This is a genomic window from Mycobacterium shimoidei (genome assembly GCF_900417275.1).
GTDB classification, from domain to species: Bacteria; Actinomycetota; Actinomycetes; order Mycobacteriales; family Mycobacteriaceae; genus Mycobacterium; species Mycobacterium shimoidei.
On record NZ_UEGW01000001.1, the window covers coordinates 2,886,455 to 2,904,041 of the forward strand.

The following is a 17,587-nucleotide window of genomic DNA, read 5'->3' on the forward strand; positions in this document are numbered from 1 at the left end:
GCGGGAACAGTTCTGCCGCGGCTACGGTTGTGCTGGGCGACTAACCGCGCGTCGACGAGAGGATGCAGCTATGCCCGACAAATCACAAGCCGACTTCTGGTTCGATCCGCTGTGTCCCTGGGCGTGGATCACCTCACGGTGGATTCTGGAGGTCGAGAAGGTCCGCGACATCGAGGTCAACTTCCACGTGATGAGCCTGGCGATCCTCAACGAGGGCCGTGACGACCTCCCCGAGAAGTACCGCGAGGGAATGAAGAAGGCGTGGGGGCCGGTCCGGGTCGCGATTGCCGCCGAGCAGGCGCACGGCGCCAAGGTGCTCGCGCCGCTGTACACCGCGATGGGCACCCGCATCCACAACGAGGACAACAAGGACCTCGACGAGGTCATCAGGCAATCGCTGGCCGAGGTCGGCCTGCCCGCGGAGTTGGCCGAGGCCGCCGAAAGCGACGCCTACGACGAGGCGCTCCGCAAGAGCCACCACGCCGGGATGGACGCCGTCGGGGACGACGTCGGTACGCCGACGATCCACGTCAACGGGGTGGCTTTCTTCGGCCCGGTGCTCTCGAGAATCCCGCGCGGCGAAGAGGCCGGCAAGCTGTGGGATGCCTCGGTGACGTTTGCCTCCTACCCGCACTTCTGGGAGCTCAAGCGAACCCGCACAGAGCCGCCGACGTTCGACTGACGGGCCCTTCCGCCCGCGAGCGGGGACGCGCACGCTCGCGCCAGCGGGGGTCGGGCAGAATGACCGGCATGCGCGTCTACCTGGGCGGTGACCATGCCGGCTACGAGCTCAAGCAGCAGGTCATCGAACACCTCAAGAAATCCGGGCACGAGCCGGTCGACTGCGGCGCGTTCAGCTATGACGCCGACGACGACTATCCGGCCTTCTGCATCGCCGCCGCCTCGCGCACCTTGGCCGATCCGGGCAGCCTGGGCATCGTGCTCGGCGGATCGGGCAACGGTGAGCAGATCGCCGCGAACAAGGTGCCGGGCATCCGCTGCGCGCTGGCCTGGAGCGTGGAGACCGCGCAACTGGCCCGTGAGCACAACAATGCACAGGTGATCGGCATCGGCGGGCGAATGCACACCGTTCCCGAGGCGCTGGCCATCGTCGACGCGTTCGTGGCCACCCCGTGGTCGGAAGCCGAACGCCACCAACGCCGCATCGACATCCTCACCGAGTACGAACGCACTCACCAGGCGCCGCCGGTGCCGGGCGCCGACGGCTGATCGTGCCCGAGGGGCACACTCTGCACCGACTCGCGCGGCTGCACCAACGGCGGTTCGCCGGCGCGCCCGTGGCGGTGTCGAGCCCACAGGGCCGGTTCGCGGCGTCGGCCGCCGCGGTGGACGGTCAGGTATTGCGACGCACCAGCGTATGGGGCAAGCACCTGTTCCATCACTACGCCGGCGGCCCGATTGTGCATGTGCATCTTGGTCTTTACGGCTCCTTCACCGAATGGGAGCGCCCGCCCGACGCGGCGATGCCCGCACCGGTCGGTCAGGTGCGAATGCGGATGGTCGGCGCCCAGTACGGCACCGACCTTCGGGGTCCCACGGTGTGCGAACTCATCGACGACGCGCAGGTCTCCGAAGTGGTGGCCCGGCTCGGCCCCGACCCGCTGCGCCGCGACGCCGACCCGGCATGGGCATGGACGCGGATCAGCAAGTCGCGCAGGCCGATCGGAGCGCTTCTCATGGACCAGACGGTCATCGCGGGCGTCGGAAACGTCTACCGCAGCGAACTGCTTTTCCGCCACGGCATCGATCCGCACCGGGTCGGCCGGTCGATCACAGAAGCGGAATTCACCGCGGCGTGGACTGATCTGGTCGCGCTGATGAAGGTGGGGCTGCGCCGCGGCAAGATCTTCGTGGTTCGTCCCGAACATGATTGCGGCGCACCGTCATACCTACCGGATCGGCCGCGCACCTACGTGTATCGGCGTGCCGGGGAGCGTTGTCGGGTGTGCGCGACAACGATCCGTACCGCCGTCCTGGAGGGCCGCAACGTGTTCTGGTGCCCGAGCTGTCAAACGTGACACTAGGCGTAACGTCAGCTCCGCCTGACCCCCAGCGCGGCGTAGATCTCGTCGGACAATGCGACGCTGCGCGGATCGGCGTTGGCCTTGGTGGCGTCGAACCGGTTCATCACATACGCGTAGCCGATCCGATGCTCGAGGTCGACGAACCCGAACGAGCCCCCCAACCCGCCGTGACCGAAAATCCGCGGGTTGGGTCCGTTGACGCAGCGCTGGTTGAGCATGTAGCCCAGACCCCAGCCGTGATCGGCGACCCGTCGGCCCAGCACCAGATCGGTTTCCAGGCCGCCCTGCGACACCCGGACCAGATCCATGTGCTCGCGGCTCAGCAGTTTGCCCTGGGCCAGCGCGTTGTAGAAGGTTGCCAAACCGAGGGCGGACACCTGTGCATTGGTGCCGGGGAACTCAAGCTCGCGCCACAGTTGTAGGTCGTTCGAGCCGACCTCGTCGTCGGGGGCGAACCCCATCGACACGGCCAGGCCCGCCTTGGGATGTTCGGCCAACGTGGTGGGGTAACCGGGAGCTTGGACATCGGCCAGCATCTGCCGGATATGAGGCTTGTTCACCAGATCGGCGCATCGGCCCTGCTCGCTGCGTGACAAGCCGATGTGGACCTCGGCGCCCAGCGGCTCGGCGATTTCGGTGCGCAGGTACTGGCCGACCGTGCGCCCGGTGACCCGGCGGAATACCTCGCCGAGGATGAATCCGAAGGTGGTCATGTGGTAGCCCTGCGCGGTGCCCGGTTCCCACCACGGTTCGGCGGTGGCCAGCTGATCGCACACGAAATCCCAGTCGGTGACCTGCTCCCAGTGCATTCGGGTCCGCGGTCCGATGACGCCCGAGCGGTGGCTCATCACCATGGCGAGGGTGATGTCCTGCTTGCCGGCTTGCCCGAACTCGGGCCAGTAGCGCGCCACCGGGGCGTACAGGTCCAGCTCTCCGCGCTCGACGAGCTGATGCACGCAGGTGCTGGTCAACCCCTTGGTGCTGGAGAGGATGGTGGCCAGGGTGTCCTGCTGCCAGGGCCGGGTCCCGGCGGCGTCGGCCGTACCGGCCCACAGGTTGACGACGAGCTCGCCGTCCACCCAGGCCGCGACCGCCGCGCCCACCTCACCGCGCACGGCGAAGTTCTGCTCGAACGCGTCGCGTACCCGCTCGAAGCGCGACGCGCATGAGCCCTGGATGTCGACCGTGCTGTCGGCCATGGCGCCTCGGTTGTGGATGGTCGGCCTCCTCAGCCTCACCGGCCTCCTGAGCCTAAACGGCCTTGCCGTCAGCTCGGGGGAAGCAAGGCATTTGAGCGGGCGACGGGAATCGAACCCGCGTCGCTAGTTTGGAAGACTAGGGCTCTACCATTGAGCTACGCCCGCATTGCACAACTCGAGCCAGACTGTACGGCGCCTCGGACATCAAATCCAAATGACACCCTTCCTCAATTTTGCCGTGAGGTCCCTGCCGGGCAGGGCGGTGTCGGGCCGTAGGATCGCGAGGTCAGCGCGGGGTGTAGCGCAGCTTGGTAGCGCATCCGCTTTGGGAGCGGAAGGCCGCAGGTTCAAATCCTGTCACCCCGACCAGGCCGCCGCGCCTTACCACCAGAACCGACACCGAGGAGTATGTCCGTGAAGAGCACCGTCGAGCAGTTGAGCCCGACCCGGGTTCGGATCAATGTCGAGGTGCCGTTCACCGAGCTTGAGCCGGACTTCAACGAGGCTTACAAGGAGCTGGCCAAGCAGGTGCGCCTGCCGGGGTTTCGTCCCGGCAAAGCCCCCGCCAAGCTCCTCGAGGCGCGCATCGGCCGCGAAACGATGCTCGACCAGGTCGTCAACGACGCGCTGCCCAAGCGTTACACCCAGGCCGTTACCGAATCTGAGCTGCGGCCGCTGGGCCAGCCCCAGATCGAGGTGACCAACAAGCAATACGGCGAGGAACTGGTCTTCACCGCCGAGGTCGATGTGCGCCCGGAGATCAAGCTGCCCGACCTGAGTGAGCTGAAGATCACCGTCGATCCCATCGAAGTCACCGACGACGACATCGACGCCGAGTTGCAGTCGTTGCGCGCCCGGTTCGGCACGTTGACGGGGGTCGACCGGCCGGCCGCGACCGGCGACTTCGTGTCGATCGACTTGTCCGCCACCATCGACGGCGAAGAAGTGCCGGAAGCGGCGACCGAGGGGCTCTCGCACGAGGTCGGCTCCGGCCAGCTGATCGAGGGTCTCGACGATGCGATCGTCGGACTGTCCGCAGGTGAGTCGCGGGTGTTCACCACCACGCTGGCGGCCGGGCCGCATGCCGGGCAGGAGGCCGAGGTGACCGTCACCGTCCAGTCGATCAAGGAGCGCGAACTACCCGAACCCGACGACGAGTTCGCGCAATTGGCAAGTGAATTCGACACTATCGACGAGTTGCGGGCTAACCTGGCCGATCAGGTGCGACGGGTCAAGCGGGTCCAGCAGGCCGAGAAGATCCGCACCGCCGCCATAGACACTCTGCTCGAGCAGGTCGATTTCCCGTTGCCCGAGGCGGTGGTGCAGGCCCAAGTCAACGAGACGGTGCACAACGCCATCCACCGCTTCGATCACGACGACGCCAAGTTCGCCGAAGCCCTGGCCAAGCAGGGGTCGTCGCGTGAGCAATTCGACGCCGAGACCCGCACGGCCGCCGAGAAGGCGATCAAGACCCAGCTGCTACTGGACTCGATGGCCGACCACCTGGACATCCAGGTAACCCAGGCCGACCTCACCGAGCGGCTGGTGGTGACGTCGCGGCAATACGGCGTCGAACCGCAGCAGCTGTTGGCCTTTATGCAGCAAAACAACCAGTTGCCGGCCATGTTTGCTGATGTGCGCCGCGGACTGACCATCGCTGAGGTGATCGAGGTGGCCACGGTCACCGACACTGACGGAAACGTGATCGACACCAGCGAGTTCTTCGGCCGGCGCAAAGCCGAAGAGACCGACGAAACCGAGGAGTCGGGGGCCGACAACTCGGGCGAAGAGTGAGCTGTGAGCGAACGCGCAGGCTTGGGGGAGTGTTCGACGGCGTCGGTTGGTTAGTGTCGGTGCATATGGAACACGAGAAAGCAGGTACTCCACTGTGAGCGGTGACATGCGATCGAACACGCAGGGGCTCAACCTTGTCGACTCGGTCTATGAGCGCTTGCTCTCCGAGCGCATCATCTTCTTGGGCTCAGAGGTCAACGACGACATTGCCAACCGGCTGTGCGCGCAGATTCTGCTGCTCGCGGCCGAGGACCCCGCTAAAGACATCTCGCTGTACATCAATTCCCCGGGCGGCTCGATCAGCGCAGGCATGGCGATCTACGACACCATGGTGCTCGCCCCGTGCGACATCGCCACCTATGCCATGGGCATGGCCGCCTCGATGGGCCAGTTCCTGTTGGCGGCGGGCACCAAGGGCAAGCGCTACTCGTTGCCGCACGCCCGCATCCTGATGCATCAGCCGTTGGGTGGGGTGACCGGCAGCGCCGCCGACATCGCCATTCAGGCCGAGCAGTTCGCCGTCATCAAGAAGGAGATGTTCCGGCTCAACGCCGAGTTCACCGGCCAGCCGGTGGAGCGGATCATGGCCGACTCCGACCGCGACCGCTGGTTTACCGCTCAAGAAGCCTTGGAGTACGGCTTCGTCGACCACATCATCACCAACGCCCCCGTCAACGGAGCCGCATCATGAATCCCGAAATCCAGCCCCAGGCCCGTTACATCCTGCCGTCGTTCATCGAGCACTCCAGCTGGGGCGTCAAAGAATCCAACCCCTACAACAAGCTGTTCGAGGAGCGCATCATCTTCCTCGGCGTCCAGGTCGACGATGCGTCGGCGAACGACATCATGGCCCAGCTGCTGGTATTGGAGTCGCAGGATCCCGACCGCGACATCACGATGTACATCAACTCCCCCGGGGGCGGATTCACCTCGCTGATGGCGATTTACGACACGATGCAATACGTGCGCGCCGACATCCAGACTGTGTGCCTGGGGCAGGCCGCCTCGGCGGCCGCGGTGCTGTTGGCCGCCGGCACGCCGGGCAAACGAATGGCGCTGCCCAACGCCCGGGTGCTGATCCATCAGCCGTCGTTGTCCGGCGTGATTCAGGGTCAATTCTCCGACTTGGAGATTCAGGCAGCCGAGATCGAGCGGATGCGCACCCTGATGGAGACCACACTGGCCCGGCACACCGGTAAGGACGCCCAGGTGATCCGCAAGGACACTGACCGGGACAAGATCCTGACCGCTGAAGAGGCCAAGGACTACGGGATCATCGACACGGTCCTGGAGTACAGGAAGCTCTCGGCTCAGCCGGCTTAGTTTCGCGTTATGGCCGCCAGCCCGGCGATATCAACCGGGCGTATTCGGCAGCACCCGCCGACGATGCGCGCTCCGGCCGAAACCCATTGTGCGGCCATATCGGTCGAGAACCGCCGCGGACCGATCCAGGCGTGGTGAGTGGTGTCCCAACGCTCGCCGCTGTTTGGATACACGATCACCGGCTTGCCGATCTGGCCCGCCAGTGAGATGGCCGGCAAGACGTCTTCGGGCGCACAGCAATTGACACCGACGGCGACGATCTGCGGTATCCCAGCGGCGACCGCGAACGCCTCGGCCAGTGGCTGCCCGGCACGGGTGTTGGTGCCATCGATGGTGTAGCTGAGCCAGGCCGGCACGCCCAACCGGCGCACCAGGTCGACCAGCGCCGCGCCCTCGTCAGCATCCGGGATGGTCTCCAGCGCGATCACGTCGGCGCCCGCGTCGGCCAGTGCCTCGAGCCGGGGCAGATGCCACGCCGCCAGCTGCGTCGTCGACAGCCCGTAGCGGCCGCGGTATTCCGAGCCGTCGGCGAGCGCGGCGCCATAGGGGCCGACCGAGGCGGCAATGTATCCACGGCCGATCTCGTCGCGGGCCGCCGCTGCCAGTTCGACGCTGCGCCGCAATAGTCGCGCCGTGTCATCGTGGTCGAGGCCACGGGCGGCGAAGCCTTCGAACGATGCCTGATAGCTGGCGGTGGTCGCGATCATCGCCCCGGCGCGAAAGAAGGCTAGGTGGACGGCGGTGATCTCGTGCGGGGCGTCCACCAGCAGCCTCGCCGACCACAACGGGTCGGAAAGATCGTGGCCTCGCGCCTCCAACTCGGTGGCCAGACCGCCATCGCCGAGCAGCACGGTATCGTCGGGCACGGCAAATCCCACAGGCCCACTGTAGGGACGTGCTGCTGCCCGGCTCTCGGTCCAGTAACGGCCACGACACGCCAAAGACACGGTGGCGCGTTGTGGGGCGCGAGATCTGTCGCCAGGCGATATGTTCTCAGGCAGTCAGAGAACAAATACTCATGAATATCAAGCACGCGATTCGGCCTTAACGGTCGCGTCGCGCCCGAACAAGCGGGTAGCGTCGGGAATTGCACGCGGCATACCTGGACGCGACAGGACGACGAGACTCGGACAAGGAAGTAGGCCTTCAAGCACCATGGCGCGCATCGGAGATGGCGGTGACCTGCTGAAGTGCTCGTTCTGCGGGAAAAGCCAAAAGCAGGTGAAGAAGCTCATTGCGGGGCCTGGCGTATACATCTGCGATGAATGCATTGACCTGTGCAACGAGATCATCGAAGAAGAACTCGCCGACGCCGACGACGTAAAGCTTGATGAGCTGCCGAAGCCCGCAGAGATCCGGGAATTCCTCGAGGGGTATGTGATCGGCCAAGACACCGCCAAGCGGACGCTGGCCGTCGCGGTCTACAACCACTACAAGCGCATCCAGGCCGGCGAAAAGGGTCGTGACTCCCGCTCCGAGCCGGTCGAGCTGACCAAGTCCAACATCTTGATGCTCGGCCCCACCGGGTGCGGCAAGACCTACCTGGCGCAGACCTTGGCCAAGATGCTCAACGTGCCGTTCGCCATCGCCGACGCCACCGCGCTCACCGAGGCCGGGTATGTCGGCGAGGACGTCGAAAACATTCTGCTCAAGCTGATCCAGGCCGCCGACTACGACGTCAAGCGCGCCGAGACCGGCATCATCTACATCGACGAGGTGGACAAGATCGCCCGCAAGAGCGAGAACCCCTCGATCACCCGCGACGTCTCGGGCGAGGGCGTGCAGCAGGCGCTACTGAAGATCCTGGAGGGCACCCAGGCCTCGGTGCCGCCGCAGGGCGGCCGCAAGCACCCGCACCAGGAGTTCATCCAGATCGACACCACCAACGTGTTGTTCATCGTGGCCGGTGCGTTCGCCGGTCTGGAAAAGATCGTCTCGGACCGCGTCGGCAAACGCGGCCTGGGCTTCGGCGCGGAGGTTCGCTCCAAGACCGATATCGACACCACCGACCACTTTGCCGAGGTAATGCCTGAGGACTTGATCAAGTACGGGCTCATTCCGGAGTTCATCGGTCGGCTGCCTGTCGTCGCCTCGGTGACCAACCTCGATATGGACTCGCTGGTGAAGATCTTGTCCCAGCCCAAGAACGCGTTGGTCAAGCAGTACACCCGGCTCTTCGAAATGGACGGCGTGGAGCTGGAATTCACCCAGGACGCGTTGGAGGCGATCGCCGAGCAGGCGATCCACCGCGGCACCGGTGCTCGCGGCTTGCGCGCGATCATGGAAGAAGTCCTGCTGCCGGTGATGTACGACATCCCCAGTCGCGACGACGTCGCCAAGGTCGTGGTGACCAAAGAGACCGTGCAAGACAACGTGCTGCCGACGATCGTTCCGCGCAAGCCGTCGCGCACCGAACGCCGCGACAAGAGCGCGTAATTCGGGGCGCCGGGAGCGCTAGCTAACGTTACTCAGGCGTAGGGTTTGTTCTTAGAGTTCACCCTCGCACCACAGTGACGAAAACCACAATTGGATTGAGTCTGCGTCTGTGCCGCGCGCCTGACCTCGCTTTTTGCCTGCGTGGCGGTACGGTATGGGTGCGGGCGGGCACAAATGAAACCCTAAGAGCAGTGCAATAATCGGTACTGCCAGTGACACAAAATCGACTCGGGGGTCCACTCGGACGGCGGCGCCCGTGCGGCAGACAGTGACGGAAGGCGGGGACGTGGGTCCGAACGACGACGGAGCCAGGTCAGAGACTCATTCAGCCGGCACGGCAACCAAGCGAAAGAAGCTTGAGAACGTCGTCATTCGCTTCGCCGGGGACTCCGGTGATGGCATGCAGCTCACCGGCGATAGGTTCACCTCCGAGGCCGCCCTCTTCGGTAATGACCTGGCCACTCAGCCGAACTATCCGGCCGAGATCCGCGCCCCGCAGGGCACGCTGCCCGGTGTCTCGTCATTCCAGATCCAAATCGCTGACTACGACATCCTCACGGCCGGCGACCGGCCCGATGTGCTGGTCGCGATGAACCCGGCGGCGTTGAAAGCCAATATCGCCGACCTGCCGCGCGGCGGACTGGTGATCGCCAACTCCGATGAGTTCACCAAACGCAACCTGGCCAAGGTCGGTTACGAAGGCAACCCCCTGGAGAACGGCGAACTGTCCGAATATGTCGTGCAACCGGTTGCGATGACCACGCTGACCCTCGGTGCTGTCGAGGCCATCGGCGCCTCGAAGAAGGACGGCCAGCGCGCCAAGAACATGTTTGCGCTGGGCCTGCTGTCCTGGATGTACGGCCGGCCGATCGAGACCAGCGAGAGGTTCATCCGGCACAAGTTCGCCGGCAAGCCTGACGTCGCCGAAGCCAACGTGCTCGCCCTGAAAGCCGGCTGGAACTACGGCGAAACCACCGAAGCCTTCGGTACCACCTACGAGGTCTCTGCGGCGAAGCTCCCGGCCGGCGAATACCGGCAGATCTCCGGTAACACCGCGATGGCCTACGGCATCATCACTGCCGGCCACCTCGCCGGCATCAAGGTCGTTCTCGGCAGTTACCCCATCACGCCTGCTTCCGACATCCTGCACGAACTGTCCAAGCACAAGAACTTCGATGTCATCACCTTCCAGGCCGAAGACGAAATCGCCGGCGTCGGCGCGGCACTCGGCGCCGCCTACGGCGGCGCGCTCGGCGTCACCAGCACCTCGGGGCCCGGGCTGTCGCTGAAGGCCGAGGCGATCGGGCTCGGCGTGATGACCGAGTTGCCGTTGCTGGTGATCGATGTCCAGCGCGCCGGACCATCGACGGGCATGCCGACCAAGACCGAGCAGGCCGACCTGATGCAGGCGATGTACGGGCGCAACGGCGAGTCACCGGTTGCCGTGGTGGCACCGTGCTCACCGTCGGATTGCTTCGACACCGCTCTTGAAGCCGTGCGTATCGCGGTGTCGTATCACACGCCGGTGATCGTGCTGTCGGACGGCGCCATCGCCAACGGCTCCGAACCATGGCGAATCCCGGACATCAGCGAGCTCGAGCCGATCGAGCACACCTACGCCCAAGCGGGTGAACCGTTCCAGCCGTACGCCCGCGACCCGGAGACCCTGGCGCGCCAGTTCGCGATTCCCGGCACCCCGGGCCTGGAACACCGCATCGGCGGGCTGGAGGCGGCCAACGGTTCGGGCAACATCTCCTACGATCCCGCCAACCACGACCTGATGGTGCGATTGCGCCAGGCCAAGATCGACGGAATCCGCGTTCCGGACCTCGAGGTCGACGACCCGACCGGTGACGCGGAACTGCTGCTGATCGGTTGGGGCAGCACCTACGGTCCGATCGGTGAGGCGTGCCGGCGCGCGCGCCGCAAGGGCATCAAGGTCGCCCATGCCCACTTGCGACACCTCAATCCGTTCCCGGCCAACCTCGGTGAGGTGCTGCGCCGCTACCCCAAGGTGGTGGCGCCGGAGATGAACCTGGGTCAGCTGGCCTTGCTGCTGCGCGGGAAATACCTGGTCGACATCCAGTCGGTGACCAAGGTTCAAGGTGTTGCGTTCTTGGCCGACGAAATCGGGCGCGTCATCCGCGCGGCGCTGGGCGGAACGCTGGCCGAAATTGAGCGGGACAAGACGATGGTCGCCAAACTGGCAGTGGCGACGGTTGGAGCGGGAGTTGAATCATGACTGACCTCATCGGTCACGACTTGGGACTAAGCGCGCTAAGCGGTGTTCCCACTACCGACGAGCCGCAGAAGGCCAAGGACTTCACCAGTGACCAGGAGGTCCGTTGGTGCCCGGGCTGTGGTGACTACGTCATCCTCAACACCATCCGCAATTTCCTGCCGGAGCTGGGACTGCGCCGCGAGAACATCGTCTTCGTCAGCGGTATCGGCTGCTCCAGCCGCTTCCCGTACTACCTGGAGACCTACGGTCTGCATTCCATCCACGGCCGCGCTCCCGCCATTGCGACCGGTTTGGCGCTGGCCCGCGATGACCTGTCGGTGTGGGTGGTCACCGGTGACGGCGATGCGTTGTCGATCGGCGGCAACCACCTGATCCACGCGCTGCGACGCAACGTCAACCTGACGATCCTGCTGTTCAACAACCGCATCTACGGCCTGACCAAGGGTCAATATTCGCCGACCTCCGAAGTCGGCAAAGTCACCAAGTCCACACCGATGGGGTCGCTGGACCAGCCGTTCAACCCGGTGTCGCTGGCGCTGGGCGCCGAGGCCAGCTTCGTCGGCCGCGCCCTGGACTCCGACCGCAAGGGATTGTCGGAGGTGCTACGGGCAGCGGCCACTCACCGCGGCTCGGCGTTGGTCGAGATCCTGCAGGACTGCCCGATCTTCAACGACGGTTCGTTCGACGCGCTGCGCAAAGAGGGCTCCGAAGAGCGAGTGATCAACGTCCGCCATGGCGAACCGATTGTGTTCGGCGCCAACGACGAATACTGCGTGGTGCGTGCCGGATTCGGCCTCGAGGTGGCCAAGACCGCCGATGTCAGCGCCAGCGAGATCGTCGTGCACGACGCGCACGCTGCCGACGCCAGCTATGCGTTCGCCCTGTCGCGGCTCTCCGACCAAAACCTCGAGCACGCCGTGATGGGCATTTTCCGTCAGGTCAGCCGACCGACGTACGACGACGCCGCACGGGCGCAGGTCAGCGCCGCGGCCGAGTCCGCGCCGGCCGATCGCACCGCGCTGCAATCGCTGCTGCGTGGCCGCGACACTTGGACCGTTGCCTGACGTGGCAGCCCGGCCGGCCTCGTTGGCGGGGGTGGTTTTAGCGGGGGGTGCGTCGCGGCGGATGGGGCGCGACAAAGCGACTCTCCCGGTGCCCAAAGGCATTAGCGGTGTGGATGGTGCCACCACGATGGTCGAGCACGTGGTCACGATCGTCGCCCAACGGTGTCAACCGGTTTTCGTCGTGGCCGCACCGGGCCAGCGGCTGCCAAAACTGCAGGCGGAAGTGGTGCGCGACGAAGTGCGCGGGCTGGGGCCGTTGCTGGCGACCGGACGCGGATTGCGTGCCGCACGGGAGGCCGGCGCCGAGCGGGCGTTCGTGTGCGCCGTCGACATGCCGCTGCTGACCGCCGATCTGATCGACACCCTTGCTGCCCGCGCCGCTGAAAGCGGTGCCGAAGTGACACTGCCGTGGGATGGCCGCGACCACTACCTGGCCGGGGTGTACCGAACCGACCTTGCGGCCAAAGTCGATGCGCTCGTTGCCGCGGGGGAGCGGTCGATGCGTGCACTGGTCGACAATGTTGACACTCAGCGGATCGTGATGCCGGAGTCGCGGGCGCTCTCCAACATCAACTCGGCGGATGACCTGCGGTCTCTTCTGCAGCTCGCCGGCTAACACCGAGAATTGATCGGCGAATATCGCTCAGCATTTCTCAACGCGAATACGACGTCAAAAGAACGCGTAATTCATGGCGGCTCTCGTAATAATCGGGCCATAATGCACAGGGAAGTATCTCGTTTTTCCGCCTAGGCGGACAATGACTGTTGCTCCCGGCGTGCGTTGTGTGGCCGTAAAGCACTGTGACACAGTGGTTTTGGCGTCCGTCGGGATCGCACACGGGCTGACACTCTAATTCCGCAAAAGTCGCTGACAACAATATTGAGTCTGTGATACCCAGCAAATTGCTTGCCGAGGGCCGAAGGATCCGGCGAGCCAGGAACACAGGTCCTTTGACGTCGTCAGTCCGGTCAGCTGCTTTGGGCAACAGCGAGTTCCACCGCTGGATCGAAAATTACTGTGGCACAGTAGTTTTAGCGTACAGCGTTACGCAGTCGAGTCCCAGGGGATGCAGCGTAGCTCAAGCCGCTGCTGTCACGTGTGTAATAGCGGTGACGCGGGGGTCTACGGGCAGCCGTTGTACGCCGGTTTTCCTCTGGCAAATGTCGTGTCGAAACTCACAATTTCACCGTGATCTGGCTCACGATAACTGCGTTATCGGCCGACTTTGACGTGGGCGAAGAAGCACCGGATGACCTGGGGAGACGATTCTAAATCGGTACCGATATCTGGCTGTTATCGAAACGAGATCTCCGGCGTGTCGGAGATGACGAACGCAATTTGATTCCGTACGGTCCGAGGCGGCCCTCAAAGGGCAAACAAAATCGAATCCAGGAACCCGCGTGTGAGCGGGGCTGCGATCGGCGCCAGCCGCCGGGTGGCCGCAGGGCAGTTCATGCCCCCGCTGTCGTGTCGAACCGAGACGGCACGTTCCGAAGCACCAATCCCGCCTTACCAGGCACCCAGCCCATCGCCATGGGCTTGCTTTGGCGCGCGCGCACCGAAAGGAACGATATTGAAGAACGTCCACAAGACGCTCGTCATGGCCGGAGTTGCAGCGGCGATCGCAGCGGCCCCGGTTGCGCCGTTCGTCGGCACCGCGTGGGCCGAAGGCGAGGCCTGGGACGCGCACGCGGCGTTCGGCACCGCGCCCGAGGCGCCCGCCCCCGAGGCGCCGGCTCCTGAGGACCTGCCGCCTGCTCCTGAGGACCTGCCTCCGGCGCCCGAGGACCTGCCGCCGGCTCCCGAGGGGCTGCCGCCGGCGCCTGACGCGCCTGCTCCGCCCCCTGAAGCGGCCCCGCCCGCTCCGGAGGAGCCCCCGGCGCCCCCGAAGCAGGCGTACAGCGTGAACTGGGACGCGATCGCGGCGTGCGAGTCCGGTGGCAACTGGTCGATCAGCACCGGTAACGGCTACTACGGCGGCCTGCAGTTCACGCCCAGCACGTGGCGAGCCAACGGTGGCACCGGTTCTGCGGCCAACGCCAGCCGCGAAGAGCAGATCCGGGTGGCTGAGAACGTCCTGCGCTCGCAGGGCATCGGCGCCTGGCCGGTCTGCGGTCGGCGCGGCTGATCGCAAGCTGACAGACGGTGCCGGGCCTTCGGGCCCGGCACCGTTGTCTATTCGTTGTCTATTCGCGGGTTCTTAGAACCGCCTGTGTTAGGCAAGACATATGACCGCAACGGCGTTCGACAACCTCGACGACTACCTTGCGTTGCCGCGGGTTTCGGGTCTGGCGGTCTCGGCCGACGGCTCGCGGGTGGCGACCACGGTGGCCGAACTCAACGACAAACGCACGGAATACATCACCGCGATCTGGGAGCTCGATCCGGCCGGCCAAGCGCCCGCACGCCGACTGACCCAAGGCGCCACCGGTGAGTCGTCACCGGCCTTCACCGTCGGTGGAGATCTGCTGTTCTTGTCGTCACGGCGCACTGGGGACAAGGCGGACGACGCCGACAAACCACCGGCCTCGGTGTGGCGCTTACCCGCCGCGGGCGGCGAGGCGACCGAAGAGCTGAGCGTGCCGGCAGCGGTCACCGCGCTGCGCACCGCGCGGGCTGCCGACGTCACCGTGATCGGCACTACGCTGCTGGCGTCGGCGCACAGCGTGGACGAGGATCGGCGTGTCCGCGATTTGCGCAAGGACGCGCAGGTGACCGCGATCTTGCACGACGGGTATCCGGTGCGCTACTGGGACAAGGACTTGGGCCAAGACCACCCGCACCTTTTCGATGCGTCCGGGCCGCGCGATCTGACCCCGAACCCGGGGATGGCGTTGCGCGAGGCCGAGTTTGACGTCAGCGCCGACGGCGGGTTCCTGGTAACGACCTGGCGGGTGGCTGGGCCCGGACCCGCGCAACGCTCGGTGCTGGTGCGCGTCGACTTGGCCTCGAAAGAGCGCACTGTGATCGTCGACGACCCCGACGCCGATTTGGAGCACCCCGCGATCTCACCGGACGGGTCGGGGGTGGCGTTCACCCGGATGACCATCGCCGCGCCCGAATCAGCCCCACGAACGACGTTGCACTGCTTGCGATTCGGCGACGAGCCTGCACTAGTGGCACCGGACTGGGATCGTTGGCCCAACTCGGTGACATGGTCGAGTGACGGCGCCTCGTTGGTTGTCACGGCCGACCAGGCCGGCCGGACCCCGGTGTTTGTCATCGATGTCGCCACATCGACTGTCGCCCAACTCACCAACGACGACTTCAGCTACGCCGATGTCGTCGCGGCGCCCGACGGAGTGTTGTATGCCCTGCGCCACTCGTACGCGGCGCCACCGCATCCGGTGCGCATTGACCCGGATGGCGCCGTCACGGTGCTGCCGTGCGTCGAATTACCTGAACTGCCAGGAACGTTGACGGAGGTCACCGCGGCTGCGCCGGATCGCACCGCGGTGCGGTCATGGCTGGTACTGCCCGACGGCGACGCAGCCGCGCCGCTGCTGTTGTGGATCCACGGCGGCCCGCTGGGCAGCTGGAATGGTTGGTCCTGGCGCTGGAACCCGTGGTTGATGGCCGCCCAGGGTTATGCGGTCTTGCTACCCGATCCGGCTTTGTCCACCGGCTACGGACAAGCGTTCATCCAACGCGGCTGGGGAGCGTGGGGCGGACCGCCCTTCGAGGATTTGATGGCCGCCACCGATGCCGCATGCCGACATCCGCGCGTCGACGCCACCCGCACCGCCGCGATGGGGGGATCTTTCGGCGGCTACATGGCGAATTGGGTAGCCGGCCACACCGACCGCTTCGCCGCCATCGTCACTCACGCCAGCCTGTGGGCGCTGGATCAATTCGGTCCGACCACCGACCTGGCCTACTACTGGCGCCGCGAGATGACACCGCAAATGGCCGCAGCGCACTCGCCACACCGGTTCGTCGATCAGATCGCCACCCCGATGCTGGTGATACACGGCGACAAGGACTATCGCGTGCCGATCAGCGAAGCCCTGCGGTTGTGGTACGAGCTGCTCGCCGACTCGGCGCTACCCGCCGACGAGAACGGCAAGAGCCCGCACCGGTTCTTGTACTTCCCCTCCGAGCATCATTGGGTACTCGCACCGCAGCACACAAAGATCTGGTACCAGGTGGTGCTCGCATTCCTGGCCGAGCATGTACTCGGGGAGGCCCGTGAACTGCCGGAAATACTCGGGGTAGCGTCGGCGCCGTGACGCAACGCGAATTCGACATCGTCGTGTACGGGGCGACCGGGTTCGTCGGGAAGCTGACCGCCGAATACCTGGCCAAGGCCGGGGGCGACGCCCGCATTGCCCTGGCCGGACGTTCGATCGATCGGTTGGGAAAGGTCCGCGACACCCTGGGCCCGGCGGCGCAGTCCTGGCCACTGCTGCAGGCCGACGCCTCCTCGCCCTCGACCTTGGACGCGATGGCGGCCCGAACCCAGGTGGTGATCACGACGGTCGGGCCGTACACGCGGTACGGGATGCCGCTCGTCGCCGCCTGCGCGGCAGCCGGCACCGACTACGCCGACCTGACCGGCGAGGCGATGTTTGTGCGCAACAGCATCGATCTGTACCACAAACAGGCGGCCGACACCGGCGCGCGCATCGTACATGCCTGTGGATTCGACTCCATCCCTTCGGATTTGACCGTGTACGCGTTGTACCGGGCAGCGCGCGACGACGGCACCGGCGAGCTCTGCGACACCGAACTCGTGGTGCGCCGGTTCTCCGGCGCGTTTTCTGGGGGCACCATCGCGTCGATGCTGGAAGTGCTCAACAGCGCCTCCAGCGACCCGGACGTCCGGCGCCAGCTCGCCGATCCCTACACGCTGAGCAGCGACCGCGGCGCCGAACCGGACCTGGGTCGCCAGCCGGATCTGCGGTGGCGTCGCGGTCGTGACATTGCGCCGGAACTGAACGGTGTCTGGACAGCCGGATTCGTGATGGCGCCGTACAACACCCGAATCGTGCGACGCAGCAACGCTTTACTGGATTGGGCATACGGCACCCGGTTCCGCTACAGCGAAACCATGAGCGTCGGATCGTCGTTGGTCGCGCCGGCGTTATCGGTCATTGGAACCGGGCTTGGGGAAGTGACGTTCGGGTTGGGCAGCCGTTATTTCCGGCTGTTGCCGCGCCGGCTGATCGATCGGATGGTGCCCAAACCCGGCACCGGGCCCAGCGAAGCCGTCCGCGAACGTGGCTACTATCAGGTCGAGACCTATACCACCACGTCGACCGGCGTCCGATACGTGGCGACGATGGCTCAGCAGGGCGATCCGGGCTACAAGGCGACGTCGATCCTGCTGGGCGAGTCCGGTCTGGCGCTGGCTTTGGATCGCGACAAGCTCTCCGACCTGCGCGGCGTGCTCACACCGGTGTCGGCCATGGGTGATGCGCTGCTGGCACGTCTGCCGGGCGCCGACGTGACGTTGGAAACTACACGGCTGAGCTGATAAGGCT

15 protein-coding genes and 2 tRNA genes are annotated in these 17,587 nt (G+C 65.5%); 14 read left to right on the forward strand and 3 right to left on the reverse strand.

Annotation, left to right across the window (positions count from 1 at the left end):
• Window positions 1-70: 70 nt before the first annotated feature.
• The 3 genes from MSP7336_RS14040 to MSP7336_RS14050 all read left to right on the forward strand — a co-directional run bounded on the left by MSP7336_RS14040 (window position 71) and on the right by MSP7336_RS14050 (window position 2,039).
• Window positions 71-682 (forward strand): Rv2466c family mycothiol-dependent reductase, encoded by a 612-nt coding sequence (locus MSP7336_RS14040; RefSeq protein WP_069394559.1) that lies wholly within the window; start codon window positions 71-73, stop codon window positions 680-682.
• Window positions 683-750: 68 nt separating this feature from the next.
• A complete protein-coding gene (locus tag MSP7336_RS14045) occupies window positions 751-1,230 on the forward strand; it encodes a ribose-5-phosphate isomerase (protein ID WP_069394657.1) in 480 nt (159 codons plus the stop codon).
• Window positions 1,231-1,232: 2 nt separating this feature from the next.
• Complete coding sequence (locus MSP7336_RS14050; protein WP_113963954.1) at window positions 1,233-2,039, forward strand: Fpg/Nei family DNA glycosylase; 807 nt, start codon at window positions 1,233-1,235, stop codon at window positions 2,037-2,039.
• Between the two features lie 14 nt (window positions 2,040-2,053).
• On the opposite strand, the gene MSP7336_RS14055 is transcribed toward MSP7336_RS14050, so the two are convergent.
• Together MSP7336_RS14055 and MSP7336_RS14060 are read right to left on the reverse strand one after the other, a co-directional pair.
• A complete protein-coding gene (locus MSP7336_RS14055; RefSeq protein ID WP_113963955.1) occupies window positions 2,054-3,244 on the reverse strand; it encodes a serine hydrolase domain-containing protein in 1,191 nt (396 codons plus the stop codon).
• 94 nt (window positions 3,245-3,338) lie between these two features.
• A tRNA-Gly gene (locus tag MSP7336_RS14060) sits at window positions 3,339-3,409 on the reverse strand.
• Window positions 3,410-3,536: 127 nt separating this feature from the next.
• Between MSP7336_RS14060 and MSP7336_RS14065 the strand changes: the two genes are divergently transcribed.
• From MSP7336_RS14065 to clpP2, 4 genes are all read left to right on the forward strand, one after another.
• Window positions 3,537-3,613: transfer RNA gene (locus MSP7336_RS14065), tRNA-Pro, on the forward strand.
• A gap of 45 nt (window positions 3,614-3,658) precedes the next feature.
• Window positions 3,659-5,038 carry a trigger factor gene (tig, locus tag MSP7336_RS14070; protein ID WP_113964914.1) on the forward strand — a complete coding sequence of 460 codons (1,380 nt, stop codon included), beginning with the start codon at window positions 3,659-3,661 and terminating at the stop codon, window positions 5,036-5,038.
• A gap of 106 nt (window positions 5,039-5,144) precedes the next feature.
• A complete protein-coding gene (locus MSP7336_RS14075; RefSeq protein WP_084226311.1) occupies window positions 5,145-5,729 on the forward strand; it encodes an ATP-dependent Clp protease proteolytic subunit in 585 nt (194 codons plus the stop codon).
• Window positions 5,726-6,361, forward strand: a complete 636-nt coding sequence (clpP2, locus tag MSP7336_RS14080) for an ATP-dependent CLP protease proteolytic subunit ClpP2 (RefSeq protein WP_069394563.1) — start codon at window positions 5,726-5,728, stop codon at window positions 6,359-6,361. The genes MSP7336_RS14075 and clpP2 overlap by 4 nt, the downstream gene beginning before the upstream one ends.
• Here clpP2 and mmuM read toward each other — a convergent pair.
• Window positions 6,358-7,227 (reverse strand): homocysteine S-methyltransferase, encoded by an 870-nt coding sequence (mmuM, locus tag MSP7336_RS14085; protein WP_244917549.1) that lies wholly within the window; start codon window positions 7,225-7,227, stop codon window positions 6,358-6,360. The genes clpP2 and mmuM overlap by 4 nt on opposite strands.
• Before the next feature lie 289 nt (window positions 7,228-7,516).
• Between mmuM and clpX the strand changes: the two genes are divergently transcribed.
• The 7 genes from clpX (at window position 7,517) to MSP7336_RS14120 (ending at window position 17,580) form a co-directional block, all read left to right on the forward strand.
• Window positions 7,517-8,797: an ATP-dependent Clp protease ATP-binding subunit ClpX gene (gene clpX / locus MSP7336_RS14090; RefSeq protein WP_069394565.1), complete on the forward strand. Its 1,281-nt coding sequence runs from the start codon at window positions 7,517-7,519 to the stop codon at window positions 8,795-8,797.
• Window positions 8,798-9,083: 286 nt separating this feature from the next.
• Window positions 9,084-11,039 (forward strand): 2-oxoacid:acceptor oxidoreductase subunit alpha, encoded by a 1,956-nt coding sequence (locus tag MSP7336_RS14095; RefSeq protein WP_113964916.1) that lies wholly within the window; start codon window positions 9,084-9,086, stop codon window positions 11,037-11,039.
• The gene (locus MSP7336_RS14100) at window positions 11,036-12,103 is read left to right on the forward strand and encodes a 2-oxoacid:ferredoxin oxidoreductase subunit beta (protein ID WP_069394566.1); all 1,068 of its coding nucleotides are present in this window, start codon (window positions 11,036-11,038) and stop codon (window positions 12,101-12,103) included. The genes MSP7336_RS14095 and MSP7336_RS14100 overlap by 4 nt, the downstream gene beginning before the upstream one ends.
• Window positions 12,096-12,719 carry a molybdenum cofactor guanylyltransferase gene (gene mobA, locus MSP7336_RS14105; protein ID WP_113964917.1) on the forward strand — a complete coding sequence of 208 codons (624 nt, stop codon included), beginning with the start codon at window positions 12,096-12,098 and terminating at the stop codon, window positions 12,717-12,719. The genes MSP7336_RS14100 and mobA overlap by 8 nt, the downstream gene beginning before the upstream one ends.
• Before the next feature lie 958 nt (window positions 12,720-13,677).
• Window positions 13,678-14,232 (forward strand): transglycosylase family protein, encoded by a 555-nt coding sequence (locus MSP7336_RS24270; protein ID WP_244917462.1) that lies wholly within the window; start codon window positions 13,678-13,680, stop codon window positions 14,230-14,232.
• Between the two features lie 100 nt (window positions 14,233-14,332).
• On the forward strand, window positions 14,333-16,333 hold the full coding sequence (locus MSP7336_RS14115; protein WP_113963957.1) for a S9 family peptidase: 2,001 nt from the start codon (window positions 14,333-14,335) through the stop codon (window positions 16,331-16,333).
• Window positions 16,330-17,580, forward strand: coding sequence for a saccharopine dehydrogenase family protein (locus tag MSP7336_RS14120; protein WP_113963958.1), 1,251 nt, complete (start codon window positions 16,330-16,332; stop codon window positions 17,578-17,580). The genes MSP7336_RS14115 and MSP7336_RS14120 overlap by 4 nt, the downstream gene beginning before the upstream one ends.
• The last annotated feature ends 7 nt before the right edge of the window (window positions 17,581-17,587 follow it).